The following is a 20,410-nucleotide window of genomic DNA, read 5'->3' as shown; positions in this document are numbered from 1 at the left end:
GACAGGCAAAACTGGTCATTCCGCTTATTTTGCTTGTTTCAACAAGATTCAACACGGAAAACCGCAACATTATTCCCTGCGAACCCTCTTATAGCAAGCTGACTTTTACCATTTATCACCCGGTTACTCACAGTTTTTTCACCTCTGTACGGAGATTGGTTTAATAACCACCGAATCAGAAGAATCTAACGCCAGTATCCAGGTGCGAATGTAAATATAAGCATAGAAAAATGAGTGGCGCTAATCATCATGGCTATTTAGAATCGCCTCCCATGAAAACTGAGACACCATCCGTAAAATTTGTTGCTATTTCCGCTGACGAAGCGGGGCAACGCATCGATAACTTTTTACGCACCCAATTAAAAGGTGTGCCGAAAAGCATGATCTACCGCATTCTGCGTAAAGGCGAAGTGCGGGTGAATAAAAAACGCATCAAACCGGAATATAAACTGGAAGCGGGCGACGAAGTGCGCATCCCGCCGGTGCGCGTTGCTGAACGCGAAGAAGAGGCGGTTTCACCGCATTTGCAGAAAGTTGCGGCGTTAAGCGACGTTATTTTATATGAAGACGATCATATTCTCGTCCTCAACAAGCCGTCCGGTACAGCGGTACACGGCGGCAGCGGCCTGAGTTTTGGCGTGATTGAAGGTCTGCGCGCGCTGCGTCCGGAAGCCCGGTTCCTCGAACTCGTTCACCGTCTCGATCGTGATACTTCCGGCGTTCTGCTGGTGGCCAAAAAACGTTCGGCGCTGCGTTCGCTACATGAGCAACTGCGCGGCAAAGAGATGCAGAAAGATTATCTCGCGCTGGTGCGCGGGCAATGGCAGTCACACGTAAAAGCGGTGCAGGCACCGTTGCTGAAAAATATTCTGCAAAGTGGCGAACGCATTGTGCGCGTCAACAGCGAAGGCAAACCGTCGGAAACCCGGTTTAAAGTGGAAGAACGTTACGAGTTTGCGACGCTGGTACGTTGTAGCCCGGTAACCGGTCGTACGCACCAAATCCGCGTACATACGCAGCATGCGGGTCATCCGATTGCTTTTGACGACCGGTATGGCGATCGTGAATTTGACAAGCAACTGGCAGCAACCGGTTTGTCTCGTCTGTTTTTGCATGCGGCAGCGCTGAAATTTACCCATCCAAATAGCGGTGAGACATTGCGTATTGAAGCGCCGCTCGATGATGAACTAAAACACTGTTTGCAGGTGCTGCGCAGCGGCAAATAAGCGTTTCCCCCTCCGGTACGAGGGGGAAGCAACAGGTCAGGGCTTCAGCCACTTATCCAGCCACGGAAAGACTTCATCCTGCTGTTCACGGTAAAAAACATGCCCCAGTTGTGGCCAGGTTCGGGTGACGAGTTTGTCGTCGGCGTGCTGCGATTTCCAGACGCGGTGCACTTTGGCAAAGGCCTCCTTTACCGCTTCCTGCGGGAACAGTTTGTCCTGGCCGCCGCTGAATATCAGCATCGGTTTAGGCGCAGCGATACTGGCAATGTCCGGAATATCCATCTGCGCAGGCATTCCCGGGTGGAGCATATAAAAGGCAGACTGGCCGCGCAGCACATTATTGCCTGGTTGCATCAGGCCGTTATACGTACCAAACCATGAGATCACGGCGGTCGCCGCCACTTTGTCGCTCAGTGCTGCCAGTTGCCAGGCGCGAAAACCGCCCATCGAGAAACCCAGTACGCCCACACGTTGACTGTCCACTCCGGCATATGAGGCGATAAAGTCTACCGTGCGCATATCTTCATAAGCCATTTCGCCTGCCAGAGAACGGCCAAGGTTGAAATAGTTACTGGCCAGCGCCTGCTGCTGCTCGTAGACCATTGGCCCGCGATCGCCCCAACCCGGGCTGTCAATGGCGATGACGGCATAGCCACGGCTGGCCAACTCATCACCGATAAATTTCCCGCTGAAAAATTTGTCAGCCCAGGCTTGCGCGCTGGCGAGCTTTCCTGCATCGCCCCAGGGACGGATCAGCTTCTCTTTACCGATATCAAATTTCGAACCGTGATCGTGTAACAGCACTACTGCGGGGTGAGGTCCCGGGGATTTCGGCATTAGCAGCAGCGCCGCAATACGATTATCGTCGGTGATATTAAGTGCCAGTTTTTCTGCAGTGTAACTGCCACGATCTTCTTTGCTGAGAATTTCTGGCGCGAAAGGTTTCGTCGAGGTCGGGGTAAGCAATGCTGCGCGGAACAGCTGGCGGCTAAGGGTTTGCCACTGAGTAAAATCTTTATAGTGGCCGGAGAGCCAGGAATGGGGGTAATGCATCTCTGCTTTCAGCGTTTGCCATGAAGCGGGGAGGTTACCTTCGACCACTCCCTGCGTTTGCCACGGTGCCTGCGCAATGGCATTCGCGGCGCCGAAAAGCGTCAACAGCAGCGCCATTTTATTGAATATCTTCATCACCTCTCCTTAAATTAAAACGGTGTTTTAATAATGGAGGTGAATGTAGCTTTTGCTCAAAAAAGAAACTGTGATCGCTAAAGCATTAGTTTAACAAGGGGTTACACTGTTCACGACGTAGCATCTGGCACAGCGCGATCAGCGGCAAACCGACCAGCGTGTTGGGATCCCGGCCTTCAAGACGCTCAAACAGCGCAATGCCTAACCCTTCGCTTTTGAAACTACCTGCGCAGTTCAGCGGATGCTCTTTACGGATATAGTCTTCGATTTCCTGCTCGCTTAAATGACGGAAATGGACGTCGAAAGGCTCACATTCAGTCTGCAAATGACCGGTGGCCGAGTTATATAGCGCCAGGCCAGTATAAAATGTGACAATATTTCCGCGGGCTTTCATCAATTGCTGGCGGGCATTTTCTTCCGTATGCGGCTTGCCGGTTATTTCACCGTCCAATACGCACACCTGATCGGAACCAATAATCAGATGCTGAGGATATTTTTCCGCCAGCGATTGCGCTTTTTCCTGCGCCAGACGCAGCACCAGATGACGCGGTGCTTCGCCTGCATACGGGGTCTCATCAGCCTGCGGCGCGGCGCATTCAAACGCTAAGCCAAGCTTTTCCAGAAGCGCACGGCGGTATGGGGAGGTCGATGCGAGAATAATTTGCGACATATTTTTTTCACCAAATATGGCTTAACAATGAGAGGCATTTTAAACTGTAGGCCGCAATGTGTGCGAATTATTGGCAAAAGGCAACCGTAGGCTGCCTTTTTCTTTGACTATATGACGTTACAAAGTTAATATGCGCGCCCTATGCAAAAGGTAAAATTACCCCTGACTCTTGATCCGGTTCGTACGGCTCAAAAACGCCTCGATTACGAGGGTATCTATACCCCCGAACAGGCGGAGCGTGTCGCCGAATCTGTAGTCAGCGTAGACAGTGATGTGGAGTGCTCCATGTCGTTCGCTATCGATAACCAGCGTCTGGCGGTCCTGACCGGCGATGCGAAGGTAACGGTATCGCTCGAATGCCAGCGCTGCGGGAAACCGTTCACCCATCAGGTCTACACAACGTATTGTTTTAGTCCTGTGCGTTCAGACGAGCAGGCTGAAGCACTGCCGGAAGCGTATGAACCGATTGAGGTTAACGAATTCGGCGAAATCGATCTGCTGGCGCTGGTTGAGGATGAAATTATTCTCTCCTTGCCTGTAGTTCCGGTGCATGATTCTGAACACTGTGAAGTGTCCGAAGCGGACATGGTCTTTGGCGAATTGCCTGATGAAGCGCAAAAACCAAACCCATTTGCCGTATTAGCCAGCTTAAAGCGTAAGTAATTGAGGAGTAAGGTCCATGGCCGTACAACAGAATAAACCAACCCGTTCCAAACGTGGCATGCGTCGTTCCCATGACGCGCTGACCGCAGTCACCAGCCTGTCTGTAGACAAAACTTCTGGTGAAACCCACCTGCGTCACCACATCACCGCCGACGGTTTCTACCGCGGTCGCAAGGTTATCACTAAGTAATCACGCGCAAGCGTGATTAAGCTTAGTGAGGATTTCCCCGCGAAAGCGGGGATAGACCGAACCAGGCTGCGACGATACCTTGACACGTCTAACCCTGGCGTTAGATGTCATGGGGGGCGATTTTGGCCCGTCCGTGACAGTGCCTGCAGCTTTGCAGGCACTGAACTCTAATTCACAGCTCAACCTTCTTTTAGTCGGCGATCCCGACGCTATCACGCCATTACTTGCCAAAGCTGATTTCGAGCAACGCTCACGCTTGCTTATCATTCCTGCACAGTCAGTTATTGCCAGTGATGCCCGGCCCGCGCAAGCGATCCGCACCAGTCGCGGTAGCTCGATGCGTATGGCGCTGGAATTGGTGAAAGAAGGTCGTGCCCAGGCTTGCGTCAGCGCAGGCAATACCGGCGCGCTGATGGGGCTGGCGAAAATGTTGCTCAAACCGATTGAGGGGATTGAGCGTCCGGCGCTGGTGACCGTTCTGCCACATCAGCAGAAGGGCAAAACTGTCGTGCTGGATCTCGGCGCGAATGTGGATTGTGACAGTAGAATGCTGGCGCAGTTTGCGGTAATGGGGGCGGTGATGGCCGAGGAGATCCTGGGTATCGCTAACCCTCGCGTGGCGCTGCTGAACATTGGTGAAGAAGAAACCAAAGGTCATGACAATATCCGTGATGCAGCGGCTCTGTTACGATCGGTTCCCTCAATGAACTACATTGGTTATCTGGAGGCGAATGAACTTCTGACTGGAAAAACGGATGTGTTAGTTTGTGATGGTTTTACGGGAAACGTCACATTAAAAACCATGGAGGGGGTTGTCAGGATGTTTCTTTCGCTGCTGAAATCACAGAGCGAAGGGCAAAAAAGGTCGTGGTGGCTGGTTTTATTAAAACGTTGGTTACAAAAAAGCCTGAGCAGGCGATTCAGTCACCTCAACCCCGACCAGTATAATGGCGCCTGTCTGTTAGGATTGCGCGGCACTGTGATTAAAAGTCACGGAGCAGCGAATCAGCGAGCCTTTACCGTCGCGATTGAACAGGCAGTGCAGGCGGTGCAGCGGCAGGTTCCACAGCGAATCGCCGCTCGCCTGGAATCTGTGTATGCGCTTTCGGCATCATCCGCCCAGGGCGACGATAACCGGAATGTGTGTATATTACCCAAGAGTGACTGAGCGTACATGTATACGAAGATTATTGGTACCGGCAGTTATCTGCCTGAGCAGGTTCGAACAAACGCCGATTTGGAAACAATGGTGGAAACCTCTGACGAGTGGATTGTCAGCCGTACAGGGATCCGTGAGCGTCGTATTGCTTCGGCGAACGAAACTGTCTCAACCATGGGCTATGAAGCCGCTAAACGCGCGCTGGAAATGGCCGGCATCGATAACGATCAAATTGGCCTGATTATTGTGGCGACAACCTCTGCAACGCACGCTTTTCCGAGCGCGGCGTGCCAGATCCAGAATATGCTGGAAATCAAAGGTTGTCCTGCCTTCGACGTTGCCGCAGCATGCGCAGGGTTTACCTACGCGTTGAGCATCGCCGATCAATATGTAAAATCCGGCGCGGTAAAACATGCGCTGGTGATTGGATCTGATGTGCTGGCGCGCACATTAGATCCAAATGATCGCGGTACCATTATTCTGTTCGGCGATGGTGCAGGTGCGGTGGTATTGAGTGCTTCGGAAGAGCCGGGCATTATCTCAACCCACATGCATGCTGATGGTAGCTACGGTGAGCTGCTGACGCTGCCGAACCTCGACCGCGTGAATCCGGAAAGCCCGACATATTTAACGATGGCGGGCAACGAAGTGTTTAAAGTCGCGGTGACGGAACTGGCGCGAATTGTTGATGAAACATTAGCCGCTAATAACCTTGAGCGAAGCTCGCTGGATTGGCTGGTGCCGCACCAGGCTAACCTGCGTATTATCAGCGCCACAGCGAAAAAGCTTGGCATGGCGATGGATAACGTTGTGGTTACGCTGGATCGTCATGGCAACACCTCTGCGGCTTCTGTTCCCAGCGCACTGGATGAGGCGGTACGCGATGGGCGTATCAAACCTGGCCAGCTAATTCTGCTTGAAGCGTTCGGCGGCGGGTTTACCTGGGGTTCCGCGCTGGTTCGTTTCTAAGTATAAGGATAAGAAGATGACGCAATTTGCTTTTGTTTTTCCGGGGCAGGGTTCCCAGACCGTCGGTATGTTGGCGGATATGGCGGTAGCTTACCCGGTCATTGAAGAAACGTTTGCCGAAGCCTCTGCGGCTCTGGGTTATGATCTCTGGGCACTGGTGCAGCAAGGCCCGGCAGAAGAGCTTAATAAAACATGGCAGACTCAGCCTGCACTCCTGAGTGCATCTGTCGCGCTGTGGCGCGTGTGGCAGCAGCAGGGTGGCAAAACGCCGGTACTGATGGCAGGGCATAGCCTGGGCGAATATTCCGCGCTGGTATGCGCCGGTGTTATTGCTTTTGCCGATGCTGTACGTCTGGTTGAGCTGCGCGGCAAATTCATGCAGGAAGCCGTACCGGAAGGTACCGGCGCGATGTCAGCTATCATCGGTCTTGATGATGAGTCTATTGCAAAAGCATGTGAAACTGCGGCTGAAGGCCAGATTGTTTCTCCGGTGAACTATAATTCCCCGGGGCAGGTAGTTATCGCAGGCCATAAAGAGGCCGTTGAGCGTGCCGGCGCAGCCTGTAAAGCCGCTGGTGCTAAACGTGCATTGCCGCTGCCTGTAAGCGTGCCGTCTCACTGCGCGCTGATGAAACCGGCTGCCGAAAAACTGGCTGTTGAACTGAACGCTATTCCATTTAATGCGCCGCAGATCCCGGTTATTAACAATGTGGATGTGAAGTGCGAAACGTCGCCGGAAGCCATCCGCAGTGCACTGGTGCGCCAGTTGTACAGCCCGGTGCAGTGGACGAAAAGCGTTGAGTTTATGGCGTCGCAGGGCGTTGAGCATCTGTATGAGGTCGGCCCGGGTAAGGTTCTCACCGGTCTGACAAAACGTATTGTTGACACACTGACAGCATCGGCTATCAATGAGCCGGCTGCGATGTCAGAAGCACTCGCGCAATAAAAGAGGAACACCATGAGTTTTGAAGGAAAAGTCGCGCTGGTTACCGGTGCAAGCCGTGGAATTGGTCGTGCCATTGCTGAAACGTTAGCCGCTCGCGGCGCAAAGGTTATTGGTACCGCGACGAGCGAAAATGGCGCGCAGGCTATCAGTGATTATTTAGGTGCGAAGGGTAAAGGTCTGCTGCTGAACGTGACCGATGCCGCATCTATTGAATCGGTTCTGGAGAACATTCGCGCTGAGTTTGGCGAGGTTGATATTCTGGTTAATAATGCCGGGATCACTCGTGATAACTTGCTGATGCGCATGAAAGATGATGAGTGGAACGATATTCTCGACACTAACCTTTCATCTGTTTTCCGTCTGTCAAAAGCGGTAATGCGGGCTATGATGAAAAAGCGTCATGGGCGTATTATCACTATCGGTTCTGTGGTTGGTACCATGGGAAATGCTGGTCAGGCCAACTACGCTGCGGCGAAAGCGGGTCTTATCGGTTTCAGTAAATCGCTGGCGCGTGAAGTTGCGTCCCGCGGTATTACGGTAAACGTTGTTGCTCCGGGCTTTATTGAAACGGACATGACGCGTGCGCTCTCTGACGATCAGCGTGCGGGTATCCTGGCGCAAGTTCCTGCGGGTCGCCTTGGCGGTGCTCAGGAAATCGCCAATGCGGTTGCATTTTTAGCCTCTGACGAGGCGGGTTACATCACTGGTGAGACTCTGCACGTCAACGGTGGAATGTATATGGTCTAACCACGATTAAAATCATTTGCGTTATGAGGGCGAAAGGCCTCAAAATAGCGTAAAATCGTGGTAAGAACTGCCGGGATTTAGTTGCAAATTTTTCAACATTTTATACACTACGAAAACCATCGCGAAAGCGAGTTTTGATAGGAAATTTAAGAGTATGAGCACTATCGAAGAACGCGTTAAGAAAATTATCGGCGAACAGCTGGGCGTTAAGCAGGAAGAAGTTACCAACAATGCTTCCTTCGTTGAGGACCTGGGCGCTGATTCTCTTGACACCGTTGAGCTGGTAATGGCTCTGGAAGAAGAGTTTGATACTGAGATTCCGGACGAAGAAGCTGAGAAAATCACCACCGTTCAGGCTGCCATTGATTACATCAACGGTCACCAGGCGTAAGTGAACATCTCCAGGCGGTCACTCGACCGCCTGAGTTTTATCTAGTGTTATCCCTCGAATCTCTTTTTTATCCCTCCCTGGAGGATGAACGTGTCTAAGCGTCGTGTAGTTGTGACCGGACTTGGCATGTTGTCTCCTGTCGGCAATACCGTAGAGTCTACCTGGAAAGCTCTTCTTGCCGGTCAGAGTGGCATCAGCCTGATCGACCATTTCGATACTAGCGCCTATGCAACCAAATTTGCTGGCTTAGTAAAGGATTTTAACTGTGAAGACATTATCTCGCGCAAAGAACAGCGCAAGATGGATGATTTCATTCAATATGGAATTGTGGCTGGCGTTCAGGCCATGCACGACTCCGGCCTGGTTATCACGGAAGAAAATGCTTCTCGTGTTGGTGCCGCGATCGGTTCTGGTATCGGCGGTCTGGGCTTGATTGAAGAGAACCACAGCTCCCTCGTTAAGGGCGGTCCGCGTAAAATCAGTCCGTTCTTCGTACCGTCTACAATTGTTAACATGGTGGCAGGTCACCTGACTATCATGTTTGGCCTGCAAGGCCCAAGCATCTCCATTGCAACGGCCTGTACTTCAGGCGTGCACAACATCGGCCATGCTGCGCGTATTATTGCTTATGGCGATGCCGATGCGATGCTGGCTGGTGGTGCAGAAAAAGCCAGCACCCCGCTGGGCGTAGGTGGCTTTGGTGCAGCGCGTGCGCTGTCTACCCGCAACGATAATCCTCAGGCTGCAAGCCGTCCGTGGGATAAAGAGCGTGACGGTTTTGTCCTCGGCGACGGCGCTGGCATCATCATGCTGGAAGAGTATGAGCACGCAAAAAAACGCGGTGCGAAAATCTACGCTGAAATCGTCGGCTTCGGTATGAGCAGCGATGCTTATCATATGACGTCACCGCCGGAAAACGGCGCTGGCGCGGCCAAAGCAATGGTGAATGCGCTGCGTGATGCGGGCATTGAACCAGGCCAGATTGGCTACGTCAACGCACACGGTACCTCTACGCCAGCAGGCGATATTGCTGAAGCTCAGGCGGTGAAAGCGGTGTTTGGCGATGCCGCGCGTAGCGTCATGGTGAGTTCAACCAAATCCATGACCGGGCACCTGTTAGGCGCGGCCGGTGCAGTAGAGTCCATCTACTCCATTCTTGCGCTGCGCGATCAAGCTGTACCGCCAACCATCAACCTGGATAACCCGGATGAAGGTTGCGATCTGGACTTCGTACCGCACGAAGCGCGCCAGGTCAGCGGTATGGAGTATACCCTGTGTAACTCCTTCGGCTTTGGTGGTACCAACGGCTCGCTGATCTTCAAAAAAGTCTGATCGCCTTCGCTGTTTTAAAGGCCCGCTTGTCGGGCCTTTTCTATTCAGCTTTCTCCCCTTGTTCTCTGCTTTCCATCCTGCCAAACTGTCCGGCCACACGCTTAAGGAGCCTCTATGTTCTTGATTAATGGCACAGAGCAACGACAGCTTGCAGCCAGTGACCGGGCCATACAGTTTGGTGACGGCTGCTTTACTACCGCGCGTATCCTTGCCGGGCAAATCCAGTTTGCGCCTGCGCATATACAGCGCTTGCGTCTGGCATGTGAACGGCTATTTATTCCTTTTCATGACTGGGATCTACTGGTGCAGGAGATGGCATCGCTGGCACAAGGAAAAGCTGACGGTGTGGTTAAAGTGATCCTCAGCCGTGGTGGCGGAGGTCGTGGCTACAGTGCAGCGAACTGCGATTCACCGACGCGTATTCTTTCTGTTTCAGCCCGGCCCGCACACTACGCGCGATGGCAGCGGGAAGGCGTTACGTTGACGTTGAGCGATGTATGCCTCGGGCGTAATCCGATGCTCGCGGGAATCAAACATCTTAACCGTCTGGAACAGGTGTTAATCCGCGCCGGACTGGAGCAGACCGATGCTGATGAAGCGCTGGTGCTGGACAGCGACGGCTGGATCACCGAATGTTGCGCGGCTAATATTTTCTGGCGGCAAGGGCAGGAGGTTTTCACGCCACGCCTCGACTATGCCGGAGTGGATGGCATCATGCGACAATATTGTATGCGACATCTAGCATCTTCCGGTTTTCGTGTTGTCGAAGTGAATGCCCGCCAGCAAGCGCTGGCGCAGGCCGAGGAAGTGGTTATTTGTAACGCGTTGATGCCGGTCGTCCCCGTTCGCCAATGGGGAGAACTGCGTTGGTCAGCGCGTGATTTGTACCAATTTTTAGCCCCACTGTGTGAGCAGATAAATCAGTCATGAAGAAAATGTTACGCGTTGTTCTCCTGCTGCTGACGGTATTAGTGATTGCAGCAGGAGCCGGAGTCTGGAAGGTTCGTCAACTGGCGGATTCCACGATCCTTACCAAAGATGAAATCATTTTTACCCTGCCAGCCGGAACCGGCCGGGTGGCGCTGGGTGAATTGCTGTACCAGGAAAAAGTCATCAATCGCCCGCGTGTTTTCCAGTGGTTGTTACGTCTGGAGCCTGATTTGTCGCACTTCAAAGCGGGGACCTACCGTTTTACGGCGGGCATGACCGTGCGCGAAATGCTGCAATTATTGGCCAGCGGCAAAGAGGCGCAATTTCCGCTGCGTCTGGTGGAAGGAATGCGTCTGAGTGATTATCTGAAGCAGTTACGTGATGCGCCATATCTGAAGCACACGCTGAAGGATGATGATTATGCCACTGTCGCGCAGGCGCTGAAGCTGGAGCATGCAAACTGGGTGGAAGGCTGGTTCTGGCCGGATACCTGGATGTATACCGCAAATACGACGGATGTTGCGCTACTCAAGCGCGCGCACCAAAAGATGGCGCGAGCCGTTGAACAGGTCTGGGAAGGGCGCATGGACGGCCTGCCGTACAAGGATCAGAACCAGTTGGTAACAATGGCGTCCATCATTGAAAAAGAGACGGCTGTGGCCAGCGAACGCGATCAGGTTGCCTCGGTCTTTATTAACCGCTTACGCGTCGGAATGCGCCTGCAAACCGATCCGACGGTGATCTACGGGATGGGCGCGCGTTATAATGGTAAGCTGTCGCGCGCCGACCTGGAGGCTCCGACGGATTACAACACCTATGTGATTAGCGGCTTGCCGCCAGGACCGATTGCCACGCCAGGTGAAGCCTCGCTGAAAGCGGCAGCGCATCCGGCGAAGACGCCATACCTCTATTTTGTGGCCGACGGGAAGGGTGGACACACATTTAATACCAACCTCGCCAGCCATAACCGGTCAGTGCAGGACTATCTGAAAGTGCTTAAGGAAAAAAATGAGCAGTAAATACATCGTTATTGAAGGGCTGGAAGGCGCCGGTAAAACGACGGCACGCGATGTCGTCGTCGAAACGCTGAAAGAACTGGGCGTCAGCGAGATGATATTTACGCGCGAGCCGGGCGGTACGCTGCTGGCGGAGAAGCTGCGCAGTCTGGTGCTGGATATCCGCTCTGTTGGTGACGAAGTGATTTCTGATAAAGCCGAAGTCCTGATGTTTTATGCCGCTCGTGTTCAACTGGTGGAAACGGTGATCAAACCGGCGCTGGCACGCGGTTGCTGGGTCATTGGCGATCGGCACGATCTTTCTACTCAGGCCTACCAGGGCGGCGGTCGTGGCATTGATCAAGGCATGCTGGCGACGTTGCGCGATGCCGTGCTGGGCGATTTTCGCCCGGATTTAACTCTGTACCTTGATGTCACCCCTGAAGTGGGCCTGAAACGCGCCCGCGCGCGCGGCGAGCTGGATCGTATTGAGCAGGAGTCGCTGGATTTCTTCAATCGCACCCGTGCACGTTACCTTGAGCTGGCCGCGCAGGATGCTTCTATTCGCACGGTGGATGCCACGCAACCGCTGGATGATGTTGTGCGCGCTATCCGTCAGACAGTTACCGCATGGGTGCAGGAGCAGGGCGCATGAAATGGTATCCGTGGCTGCGACCGGACTTTGAACAACTGGTCGCCAGTTATCAAAGCGGACGTGGGCACCACGCGTTACTTGTTCACTCGCTGCCAGGTATGGGGGAAGACGCGCTGATCTATGCGCTCAGCCGTTTTCTGCTGTGCCAAACACCGGAAGGACACAAAAGCTGCGGCCACTGTCGCGGCTGTCAGTTGATGCAGGCCGGAACCCATCCGGATTACTACGCACTGGCGCCGGAAAAAGGCAAAACCACGTTGGGCATTGATGCGGTGCGTGAAGTGAGTGAAAAACTCTACGAGCATGCTCGTCTTGGCGGGGCGAAGGTGGTCTGGATTCAGGACGCCGCGTTATTAACCGATGCTGCCGCCAATGCATTACTGAAAACGCTGGAGGAGCCACCAGCCCAGACGTGGTTCTTTCTTGCCTGCCGCGAGCCCGCTCGGTTACTGGCTACGCTGCGCAGCCGCTGCCGCTTGCATCACCTTGCGCCACCGGCGGAAAGTTATGCCAGCGCATGGCTTAGTCGGGAAGTGACGGTGTCACAAGATGCTATCCTCAGCGCGCTGCGTCTGTGCGCCGGGTCGCCAGGCGCGGCTGAGACGCTGTTGCAGGAAGAGCACTGGGCGCAGCGTCAGGCACTCTGCCTGGCGATTGAAAACGCGCTAAATAGCGGTGACTGGTTCGCCATGCTGGCGGCGCTTAACCACGATCGGGTGGCGGAGCGCTTGCAATGGGTCTGTGCGCTGTTCCTCGATGCTCTGAAAGCCCAGCAGGGGGCGACATTGCTGACCAACGTTGATGTGCCAGACCTGGTACACAACCTTGCCCGTCAGTTACGCGGTGAGACATTGCATGCTCTGCTGCATGCTGTATTTACTTGCCGTGAGCAGTTGCTGAATGTCGTGGGAGTGAACCGCGAACTGCTGCTCACCGATCTTTTATTAACACTGGAACGGTACCTGCAACCAGGCGCTACGCTTCCGGTATCCCACCTTTAAGAGAGACATTATGTTTTTAGTCGACTCGCACTGCCATCTTGATGGCCTGGATTACGCCTCTTTGCACAAAGATGTTGATGACGTACTGGCGAAAGCCGCCGCGCGCGATGTGAAGTTTTGTCTGGCTGTGGCCACCACGCTGCCCGGATATCGCAGCATGCGCGAGCTGGTGGGAGAGCGCAGTAATGTGGTGTTCTCCTGCGGCGTTCATCCGCTGAATCAGGACGAAGAGTATGACGTGGCGACGCTGCGTCAGTTAGCAGCGGAAGAGGGTGTTGTGGCAATGGGTGAGACCGGTCTGGACTATTTCTATACACCGGAAACCAAAGCGCGTCAGCAGATCTCATTCCGCAACCATATCCGCATTGGGCGCGACCTGAATAAACCGGTTATCGTGCATACACGCGATGCCCGTGCCGACACTCTGGCGATTTTGCAGGAAGAGCAGGTTCAGGATTGCGGCGGTGTACTACACTGCTTTACTGAGGATCGTGAAACGGCAGGCAAGCTGTTGGATATGGGGTTTTATATCTCTTTCTCCGGCATTGTGACTTTCCGTAATGCGGAACAACTACGCGATGCAGCACGTTATGTGCCTCTGGATCGGTTGCTGGTCGAGACCGATTCTCCGTATCTCGCGCCCGTACCGCACCGCGGTAAAGAGAACCAGCCTGCAATGACACGCGATGTGGCAGAATATATGGCGGTTCTGAAAGGGATTTCCATTGAGGAACTCGCACAGCAGACCACGCAAAACTTTGCCAGCCTGTTTCATATCGATCCCGCCAGATTGCAATCTGTCTGAAATATCAGCTTATTTTAGTACTCGTAATTAATAAACGATCAGAGTAAAGTTCACCGCCATAAAAAAGGCGGTGATGGTCGTTTTTCATACATCAGTCAGCGCCTTTTGTAAATCTGTGTGAGTTTTAAAGCGACCGCTAGCTGAAACGTGATAGCCGTCAAACAAAGCTGAAACGATTTATTTTACTCTGTGTAATAAATAAAGGGCGCTTAGATGCCCTTCCCAAGGCGCGGTTCTCCCCCCGTGCCAACGCGTGAAAGCGCAACAAAAAGCACTAATACTCAGGAGCACTCTCAATTATGTTTAAGAATGCATTTGCTAACCTGCAGAAGGTCGGTAAATCGCTGATGCTGCCAGTATCCGTACTGCCTATCGCAGGTATCCTGCTGGGCGTCGGTTCTGCAAACTTCAGCTGGCTGCCAGAAGTGGTATCTCATGTTATGGCCGAAGCGGGCGGTTCCGTTTTTGCCAACATGCCGCTGATTTTCGCTATCGGTGTTGCGCTTGGCTTCACCAATAACGATGGCGTTTCTGCTCTGGCTTCGGTTGTTGCCTACGGCATCATGGTGAAAACCATGGCTGTGGTTGCACCTCTGGTTCTGCATTTACCTGCTGAAGAGATCGCTGCAAAACACCTGGCGGATACCGGTGTGCTCGGCGGGATCATCTCCGGTGCGATTGCCGCATACATGTTTAACCGCTTCTACCGTATCAAGCTGCCTGAGTATCTGGGCTTCTTCGCGGGTAAACGCTTTGTACCGATTATTTCTGGCCTTGCAGCGATTATCACCGGTGTGATCCTCTCCTTCATTTGGCCGCCGATTGGTTCCGCGATCCAGACATTCTCTCAATGGGCTGCTTACCAGAACCCGGTTGTTGCATTCGGTATCTACGGCTTCATTGAACGCTGCCTGGTACCGTTCGGTCTGCACCACATCTGGAACGTACCTTTCCAGATGCAGATTGGTGAATTCACCAACGCTGCTGGCCAGGTATTCCACGGCGATATTCCGCGTTACATGGCAGGCGACCCGACTGCGGGCAAACTGTCTGGCGGCTTCCTGTTCAAAATGTACGGTCTGCCGGCTGCAGCTATCGCTATCTGGCACTCTGCTAAACCGGAAAACCGCGCGAAAGTGGGCGGTATCATGATCTCCGCAGCGCTGACCTCGTTCCTGACCGGTATCACCGAGCCGATCGAGTTCTCCTTCATGTTCGTTGCGCCGATCCTGTACGTTATCCACGCTATTCTGGCAGGTCTGGCCTTCCCGATCTGTATCCTGCTGGGTATGCGTGACGGTACGTCGTTCTCTCACGGTCTGATCGACTTCATCGTACTGAGTGGCAACAGCAGCAAACTGTGGCTGTTCCCGGTCGTCGGTGCTTGCTATGCCGTGGTTTACTACACCGTGTTCCGCGTGCTGATCAAAGCGCTTGATCTGAAAACGCCGGGCCGTGAAGACGCAACCGAAGACACCAAAGCAGGTGCAAGCAGTGAGATGGCCCCGGCTCTGGTTGCAGCGTTTGGCGGTAAAGAAAACATCACCAACCTGGATGCGTGCATCACGCGTCTGCGTGTCAGCGTAGCTGACGTAGCGAAAGTGGATCAGGCTGGCCTGAAGAAACTGGGCGCTGCAGGTGTGGTCGTCGCTGGTTCCGGCGTTCAGGCAATTTTCGGTACGAAATCCGATAACCTGAAAACCGAAATGGATGACTATATCCGCGCTAACTAAGCCGTAGTCTGGGGAGACTGAGGGAGCCTGCTGGCTCCCTTTTTTATTGCTCTGCTATCAGAAGCTGTAATTTGCACTGACAGAGAAGTTACGCGGCGCACCGTACACGCCGTAGGTGCCCAGATAATCGTAATACTCTTTATCGAACATATTGTTGAGGTTCGCCTGGATGGCAAAGTTCTTCGTGGCCTGATAGCGCGCGAAGAGATCCACTACCGTGTAACCGCTCTGGGTAATGTGGGTATCGCCGTTCGGGCCGGTAATATCCTGCCAGGTTTTGTTCTGCCAGCGCGCGCCGCCGCCGATTGCCAGCTCAGGCAGCATCGGCAACTGGTAGCGTGTAAACAGCTTCATCGTGGTACGCGGCTGTTCAGGGTTCACCGCAACGCCATCACCATCTTCCGCCATAAAGCGGCTTGCCCCGAAGGTCAGTTGCAGGTTGTCGGTCAGCGCACCGTTCAGTTCAAATTCCACGCCCTTGCTGACGGTGCCATTCACAGATTTATAGGCCGTCTGGCCACCTGAGTCAGGAATATATTCACCAGTGGAAACAGCAACGTGATCCTGCTCGGTGCGGAAGACCGCAAGCGTGGCAGTCAAACGTGTGTTAAACCAGTCGCCTTTTACTCCGGCTTCGTAGCTTTTACCGGTTGTCGGTTCAAGGAACTCGCTATTAATGTCGCGCTGGCTGGACGGTTCGAAAATAGAGGTATAGCTGGTGTAGACCGACCAGGTGTCATTGATGTCATAGATCAGGCCGGCATACGGCGTTACATCATCAAACTTGGTGTTACGGATCTCGTCCGGTTTACGCTCCAGGTTGTACTTCGCGCTCCACTCGGTGTAGCGGGCGCCGAGGATCAGATGCAGCGGATCGGCCAGCGAGATGCGGGTCGCGGCGTAGACAGATTTCTGGCGAATAACGTCGCGCTGATAGAGCGCCCAGTCGGACCAGCTCGGATCGGCCAGCGTACTACCGTTGTAATTGTTGATATTTCCGACATCCATCAGACCGAAATTATCATTCACCGGGTAGGAGTTGTCGTAGTTGTTACGCTGACGGCTGTAGCTGCCACCGAACATCACCTCATGCTGGCGACCCAACAGGTCGTAGCCGCCGCGAACAAAGGCATCGACGGAATCCTGCTTACGCTCGCCCCGGTTCCAGCCGCCCCAGGCACCTTGCCACTGCGTGGCGTCATACAGGCCGGTGGCTTTATCCGGGAAACCATCGATATACATCAGTTTGCTGTCGAAATTGGTTTCGGCATGCATAGCGTTGACTTTGGCTTCCCAACCATTATCAAAACGCTGTGTCAGGTTGGCGAAAACCTTGCGTGAATCGACGTTAGAGTAAGCCCAGTCCGCCGCCGTGTTGAAACCACGGCGGAAATGGGTACGGCTACCGTCGCTGTACAACGAGGGAATGCCGCCCCAGGTCGGGCTATCCTCTTCGCTCTCCTGGTAATCATACCCGAGAGAAAGTGTTGTCGAATCGGTGAGGTCGGCATCAACAACGCCGGTAATGAATTTTTTGCGGTAGTGGTTGCGTTCAAGCCAGGAGTCGTTGTCCTGGTAGCCGGTAATAACACGGCCGCGCACATTGCCGGATTCGGTCAGGGGAGCCTGGAGATCCAGAACATAACGCTGTTTACCCCAGCTACCATATGTTGCCTCGGCCGAGCCTTTAAACGTTTTGCTGTCGGCGTGTTTACGCACCATGTTGACATACGCGGATGGATTCCCTGTCCCGCTCATCAGACCCGCTGCGCCGCGCACGACTTCGATTTTGTCATAAATCGCCGTATCACCCGCGGTATCCCCGAAATTCCATCGGTTATCGAGAAATGTCGGCATATCTTCATAGGCAAAGTTGCTGACGAAGAAACCACGGGCGAAGAAATTTGTACGGTGTGAGTCAATGCGCGAAGCGTTAACGCCAATCGTGTTATCGAGCACTTGCTCAATCGTTGTTAACTGTTGGTCTTGCATACGTTGCTGGCTGACAACGCTGACGGACTGGGGAATATCACGCGGCACTAGCAGTAATTTTGTCCCGGTGGTAGTGGTTTTTACGCTGTAGTCCTGCGCCTGGCTATCGGAGGTGCTCAGCCCACCGCCACCGTCGACCACAACTGTATCATCGGCGTTGGCCGTTGTTTCTGCTGCAAATACTGCAGATGGTGTCAGCGCAAGAGCAATGCACGCTGCCAGCAGCGAAGGCACAGCAGCGTTTGAACACGCGCCATCCCTGGTGTGTTGAGTGAAAGACATAATAAACCCTTAATAGTGCGTTAGCGTGATAACCCGGCGGCGATACGTTGTCGCGCCGGATGTGTTTTTGTAATGCGTTTGATAAGAGTTGCGCATGAAAATGCAAATGCGAAATATACGCATTCACTTCATGAATGTAAACAGATGTAATAGTCATAATTGAAATGCTATTTCATTCACGCTGTGTTGAAAGGAGAAAGGTTCCTGCGGCAGAGAAGGGTGTAAAGGCGAAAGAAAAAGAGCGTTATGGTTGAAACAACAAGAGAATCTCGATCATACTCTAGGGCACGTAATTGACGATGGCTGCGGGTTGGCTCCGCGCCTGAAAAAGGAAAACGTCATGGCCGAAGAAACCATTTTCAGTAAAATCATCCGCCGGGAAATTCCCTCGGATATTGTCTACCAGGATGAACTGGTCACCGCTTTTCGCGATATCTCTCCACAAGCGCCGACGCATGTGCTTATTGTGCCGAATATCCTCATCCCCACGCTGAATGATGTCACCGAGGCGCACGAGCAGACGCTGGGACGCATGCTGACCGTTGCGGCCAAAATCGCCAGCGACGAAGGCATCGCCGAAGATGGATACCGTCTGATCATGAACTGTAATCGTCATGGTGGTCAGGAGGTTTACCATATCCATATGCACCTGCTGGGCGGGCGCGCAATGGGGCCAATGCTGGCTCATAAAGGTCTGTAAGATGATAAACGGGCGTGTCGCGCTGCTGCTGGCGGCGCTGGGGCTGGTGGGATGCAGTTCGCGCCCGGCTATTCCGGTCGCCAGCGATCAAACGCTGGTGATGGAGTCCAGTATTCTGGCGGCGGGCATTATCGCGGAGCCGCCGGAAATGGGCACGCAGGAGCTTCAACCTTCCGCCTCTTCCCGATTGTTTAATGAGCGGCAGCAGCCTGTGACGGTGCACTACCGTTTTTTCTGGTATGACGCCAGAGGTCTGGAAATGCACCCGCTGGAAGCGCCGCGCAGCATCACGATCCCGGCGCGTTCCGGCGTGACGCTGTATGGCAGCGCTAATTATCTGGGTGCGCACAGCGTCAGACTTTATCTCTATCTCTAAGGAGTGACACTTGATTAAAACATTTGGACGCTTCGCGCTACTGACCACACTGTCGGTGTTGTTGGCAGGGTGTATCAGTAATCAACAGCCTGCGCCGGTTGAACAGGCAGGCGGCGCTCAGCAGCCTGCCCAGCCGCAACCGCAACCGACGCAGCCAGTTCCGACAGTACCGTCGGTTCCGACGTTACCACAGCAGCCTGGCCCAATCGAACACCAGGATCAAACCGGACAGCCCGCGCCGCGCGAACGTCATTATGACTGGAACAGTGCGGTGCAGCCGATGGTCGGTAAAATGTTGCAGGCCAGTGGTGCCAACGCTGGCAGCGTTTTGCTGGTTGATAGTGTAAACAACCGTACCAACGGTTCGATCAACACCGGCGAAGCCACCGAAGTGGTGCGCAACGCGCTGGCCAATAACGGCAAATTTACGCTGATTACCGCGCAGCAGCTTTCGCTGGCGAAACAGCAATTGGGGCTCTCCCCGCAGGACAGCCTGGGTACCCGCAGTAAAGCCATTGGCATTGCCCGCAACGTTGGGGCGCAGTATGTGCTTTATTCCAATGCGACCGGCAACGCCAGCGCACCCGCGTTACAAATGCAGCTGATGCTGGTGCAGACAGGCGAAATTATCTGGTCGGGTAAAGGTGCGGTTCAGCAACAATAAACAGACGCGTGACACTGTGTTGTCACGCTATTTTCCGACGTATACTCCCGTCGCCAGCCAGAATAGCGGGCTAAGCGGCGGGAGTTGCCTTATTCGCGATGGCCAGCACACGCTGGTGCTGCGCCAGCGTCACCAGGCCGCTTCCTCGCCATTTCTGCGTCAGTACCGTTTGCTCCGCCGCTTGCCCGCAACCCTCGCGCCGCGCCCGCAACTCTATACTGGTACCTGGATGGCGGTGGACTTTATACCCGGCGAGATCAAAACGGACTTACCGCAGCCTGATGTACTGGCGGCATTACTCCGCGATTTACACCACCAGCCACTTTTTGGCTGGCGTATTACGTTGTTGCCGCTGCTGGAGCGATACTGGCAGCAGAGCGCGCCGACGCGGCGCACCCCCTTCTGGTTGCGACAGTTAAAGCAGTTAAGAAAACAGGGCGAACCGCAGCCGCTACGGCTCGCGCCGCTGCATATGGATGTCCATGCGGGAAACCTGGTGCACAGCGCCGTGGGTTTGCGGCTTATCGACTGGGAATATGCTGGCGATGGTGATGTTGCTCTCGAGCTCGCCTCGGTATGGACGGAGGATGAGGTGCAGCGTCTGCAGTTGGTTGCGCAGTATGCTCAGCAGGCGGCGGTCGATCCGGTAATATTAGTGCGCCAGGTTCGACGCTGGCGGCCCTGGGTATGGATGTTGATGGCGGGCTGGTTTGAGTGCCGCTGGCAGCAAACGGGCGAACAACAATTTATTACGCTGGCAGATGCAATCTGGCGGCGGTTACAGAACAAAGAATAA

22 protein-coding genes are annotated in these 20,410 nt (G+C 53.9%); 19 read left to right on the top strand and 3 right to left on the bottom strand.

The features are described 5' to 3' along the window. Positions 1-272: 272 nt before the first annotated feature. Positions 273-1,226 (top strand): 23S rRNA pseudouridine(955/2504/2580) synthase RluC, encoded by a 954-nt coding sequence (rluC, locus tag CWM66_RS03060; protein WP_035886193.1) that lies wholly within the window; start codon positions 273-275, stop codon positions 1,224-1,226. 36 nt (positions 1,227-1,262) lie between these two features. Here the strand turns inward: rluC and CWM66_RS03055 are convergent, their stop codons facing one another. Together CWM66_RS03055 and CWM66_RS03050 are read right to left on the bottom strand one after the other, a co-directional pair. After that, positions 1,263-2,396 carry a dienelactone hydrolase family protein gene (locus CWM66_RS03055; protein ID WP_007374491.1) on the bottom strand — a complete coding sequence of 378 codons (1,134 nt, stop codon included), beginning with the start codon at positions 2,394-2,396 and terminating at the stop codon, positions 1,263-1,265. Positions 2,397-2,499: 103 nt separating this feature from the next. Next, the gene (locus CWM66_RS03050; protein ID WP_007374492.1) at positions 2,500-3,084 is read right to left on the bottom strand and encodes a nucleoside triphosphate pyrophosphatase; all 585 of its coding nucleotides are present in this window, start codon (positions 3,082-3,084) and stop codon (positions 2,500-2,502) included. A gap of 141 nt (positions 3,085-3,225) precedes the next feature. Between CWM66_RS03050 and yceD the strand changes: the two genes are divergently transcribed. From yceD to ptsG, 14 genes are all read left to right on the top strand, one after another. Beyond that, complete coding sequence (gene yceD / locus CWM66_RS03045; RefSeq protein WP_007374493.1) at positions 3,226-3,747, top strand: 23S rRNA accumulation protein YceD; 522 nt, start codon at positions 3,226-3,228, stop codon at positions 3,745-3,747. Positions 3,748-3,763: 16 nt separating this feature from the next. Continuing rightward, positions 3,764-3,937 (top strand): 50S ribosomal protein L32, encoded by a 174-nt coding sequence (gene rpmF, locus CWM66_RS03040; protein ID WP_007374494.1) that lies wholly within the window; start codon positions 3,764-3,766, stop codon positions 3,935-3,937. A gap of 79 nt (positions 3,938-4,016) precedes the next feature. Further along, positions 4,017-5,105, top strand: coding sequence for a phosphate acyltransferase PlsX (gene plsX, locus CWM66_RS03035; protein ID WP_072440991.1), 1,089 nt, complete (start codon positions 4,017-4,019; stop codon positions 5,103-5,105). Positions 5,106-5,111: 6 nt separating this feature from the next. Further along, positions 5,112-6,065, top strand: a complete 954-nt coding sequence (locus CWM66_RS03030; protein WP_007374496.1) for a beta-ketoacyl-ACP synthase III — start codon at positions 5,112-5,114, stop codon at positions 6,063-6,065. A 16-nt stretch (positions 6,066-6,081) separates the two neighbouring features. Continuing rightward, positions 6,082-7,011, top strand: coding sequence for an ACP S-malonyltransferase (gene fabD, locus CWM66_RS03025; RefSeq protein WP_071920629.1), 930 nt, complete (start codon positions 6,082-6,084; stop codon positions 7,009-7,011). Between the two features lie 12 nt (positions 7,012-7,023). Then, a complete protein-coding gene (gene fabG, locus CWM66_RS03020) occupies positions 7,024-7,758 on the top strand; it encodes a 3-oxoacyl-ACP reductase FabG (protein ID WP_007374498.1) in 735 nt (244 codons plus the stop codon). A gap of 154 nt (positions 7,759-7,912) precedes the next feature. Beyond that, on the top strand, positions 7,913-8,149 hold the full coding sequence (gene acpP, locus CWM66_RS03015; RefSeq protein WP_000103754.1) for an acyl carrier protein: 237 nt from the start codon (positions 7,913-7,915) through the stop codon (positions 8,147-8,149). Between the two features lie 90 nt (positions 8,150-8,239). Beyond that, the gene (gene fabF, locus CWM66_RS03010) at positions 8,240-9,481 is read left to right on the top strand and encodes a beta-ketoacyl-ACP synthase II (protein WP_035886414.1); all 1,242 of its coding nucleotides are present in this window, start codon (positions 8,240-8,242) and stop codon (positions 9,479-9,481) included. Positions 9,482-9,595: 114 nt separating this feature from the next. After that, positions 9,596-10,411: an aminodeoxychorismate lyase gene (pabC, locus tag CWM66_RS03005; protein WP_007374500.1), complete on the top strand. Its 816-nt coding sequence runs from the start codon at positions 9,596-9,598 to the stop codon at positions 10,409-10,411. After that, positions 10,408-11,430, top strand: coding sequence for a cell division protein YceG (yceG, locus tag CWM66_RS03000; protein ID WP_035886186.1), 1,023 nt, complete (start codon positions 10,408-10,410; stop codon positions 11,428-11,430). The genes pabC and yceG overlap by 4 nt, the downstream gene beginning before the upstream one ends. Beyond that, complete coding sequence (tmk, locus tag CWM66_RS02995; RefSeq protein WP_007374502.1) at positions 11,420-12,061, top strand: dTMP kinase; 642 nt, start codon at positions 11,420-11,422, stop codon at positions 12,059-12,061. Before yceG ends, tmk begins: the two co-directional genes overlap by 11 nt. Further along, positions 12,058-13,062 (top strand): DNA polymerase III subunit delta', encoded by a 1,005-nt coding sequence (gene holB, locus CWM66_RS02990; RefSeq protein WP_107146229.1) that lies wholly within the window; start codon positions 12,058-12,060, stop codon positions 13,060-13,062. The genes tmk and holB overlap by 4 nt, the downstream gene beginning before the upstream one ends. 10 nt (positions 13,063-13,072) lie before the next feature. Beyond that, positions 13,073-13,867 carry a metal-dependent hydrolase gene (locus CWM66_RS02985; RefSeq protein WP_035886181.1) on the top strand — a complete coding sequence of 265 codons (795 nt, stop codon included), beginning with the start codon at positions 13,073-13,075 and terminating at the stop codon, positions 13,865-13,867. A 299-nt stretch (positions 13,868-14,166) separates the two neighbouring features. Next, entirely contained in the window at positions 14,167-15,600 is a 1,434-nt protein-coding gene (gene ptsG / locus CWM66_RS02980) for a PTS glucose transporter subunit IIBC (RefSeq protein ID WP_007374505.1), read from the top strand. 57 nt (positions 15,601-15,657) lie between these two features. Here ptsG and fhuE read toward each other — a convergent pair whose 3' ends face one another. Further along, entirely contained in the window at positions 15,658-17,874 is a 2,217-nt protein-coding gene (gene fhuE / locus CWM66_RS02975) for a ferric-rhodotorulic acid/ferric-coprogen receptor FhuE (RefSeq protein WP_107146228.1), read from the bottom strand. 340 nt (positions 17,875-18,214) lie between these two features. On the opposite strand from fhuE, the gene hinT reads away from it, so the two are divergent. Genes hinT through thiK form a run of 4 tightly spaced genes read left to right on the top strand, consistent with a single transcriptional unit; the run spans position 18,215 to position 20,410 of the window. Continuing rightward, positions 18,215-18,574 carry a purine nucleoside phosphoramidase gene (gene hinT, locus CWM66_RS02970; RefSeq protein ID WP_007374508.1) on the top strand — a complete coding sequence of 120 codons (360 nt, stop codon included), beginning with the start codon at positions 18,215-18,217 and terminating at the stop codon, positions 18,572-18,574. Position 18,575: 1 nt separating this feature from the next. Then, a complete protein-coding gene (locus tag CWM66_RS02965) occupies positions 18,576-18,950 on the top strand; it encodes a YcfL family protein (RefSeq protein WP_007374509.1) in 375 nt (124 codons plus the stop codon). 10 nt (positions 18,951-18,960) lie between these two features. Next, positions 18,961-19,614: a penicillin-binding protein activator LpoB gene (gene lpoB / locus CWM66_RS02960; protein WP_007374510.1), complete on the top strand. Its 654-nt coding sequence runs from the start codon at positions 18,961-18,963 to the stop codon at positions 19,612-19,614. Further along, positions 19,595-20,410 carry a thiamine kinase gene (gene thiK / locus CWM66_RS02955; RefSeq protein WP_107146227.1) on the top strand — a complete coding sequence of 272 codons (816 nt, stop codon included), beginning with the start codon at positions 19,595-19,597 and terminating at the stop codon, positions 20,408-20,410. Before lpoB ends, thiK begins: the two co-directional genes overlap by 20 nt.

Origin of the sequence: Kosakonia sp. H7A, assembly GCF_003028445.1 — a bacterium.
GTDB lineage: Bacteria > Pseudomonadota > Gammaproteobacteria > Enterobacterales > Enterobacteriaceae > Kosakonia > Kosakonia radicincitans.
The sequence above is the reverse complement of the archived record's forward strand: the minus strand, read 5'-3'. Positions and strand labels throughout refer to the sequence as shown.

Coding starts and splice junctions, on each gene's coding strand:
- fabG (WP_007374498.1), top strand. CDS start 7,024: ATGAGTTTTGAAGGAAAAGTCGCGCTGGTTACCGGTGCAAGCCGTGGA.
- holB (WP_107146229.1), top strand. CDS start 12,058: ATGAAATGGTATCCGTGGCTGCGACCGGACTTTGAACAACTGGTCGCC.
- CWM66_RS03050 (WP_007374492.1), bottom strand. CDS start 3,084: ATGTCGCAAATTATTCTCGCATCGACCTCCCCATACCGCCGTGCGCTT.
- ptsG (WP_007374505.1), top strand. CDS start 14,167: ATGTTTAAGAATGCATTTGCTAACCTGCAGAAGGTCGGTAAATCGCTG.
- rluC (WP_035886193.1), top strand. CDS start 273: ATGAAAACTGAGACACCATCCGTAAAATTTGTTGCTATTTCCGCTGAC.
- acpP (WP_000103754.1), top strand. CDS start 7,913: ATGAGCACTATCGAAGAACGCGTTAAGAAAATTATCGGCGAACAGCTG.
- fabD (WP_071920629.1), top strand. CDS start 6,082: ATGACGCAATTTGCTTTTGTTTTTCCGGGGCAGGGTTCCCAGACCGTC.
- yceG (WP_035886186.1), top strand. CDS start 10,408: ATGAAGAAAATGTTACGCGTTGTTCTCCTGCTGCTGACGGTATTAGTG.
- yceD (WP_007374493.1), top strand. CDS start 3,226: ATGCAAAAGGTAAAATTACCCCTGACTCTTGATCCGGTTCGTACGGCT.
- pabC (WP_007374500.1), top strand. CDS start 9,596: ATGTTCTTGATTAATGGCACAGAGCAACGACAGCTTGCAGCCAGTGAC.
- CWM66_RS02985 (WP_035886181.1), top strand. CDS start 13,073: ATGTTTTTAGTCGACTCGCACTGCCATCTTGATGGCCTGGATTACGCC.
- CWM66_RS02965 (WP_007374509.1), top strand. CDS start 18,576: ATGATAAACGGGCGTGTCGCGCTGCTGCTGGCGGCGCTGGGGCTGGTG.
- hinT (WP_007374508.1), top strand. CDS start 18,215: ATGGCCGAAGAAACCATTTTCAGTAAAATCATCCGCCGGGAAATTCCC.
- CWM66_RS03030 (WP_007374496.1), top strand. CDS start 5,112: ATGTATACGAAGATTATTGGTACCGGCAGTTATCTGCCTGAGCAGGTT.
- fhuE (WP_107146228.1), bottom strand. CDS start 17,874: ATGTCTTTCACTCAACACACCAGGGATGGCGCGTGTTCAAACGCTGCT.
- CWM66_RS03055 (WP_007374491.1), bottom strand. CDS start 2,396: ATGGCGCTGCTGTTGACGCTTTTCGGCGCCGCGAATGCCATTGCGCAG.
- rpmF (WP_007374494.1), top strand. CDS start 3,764: ATGGCCGTACAACAGAATAAACCAACCCGTTCCAAACGTGGCATGCGT.
- tmk (WP_007374502.1), top strand. CDS start 11,420: ATGAGCAGTAAATACATCGTTATTGAAGGGCTGGAAGGCGCCGGTAAA.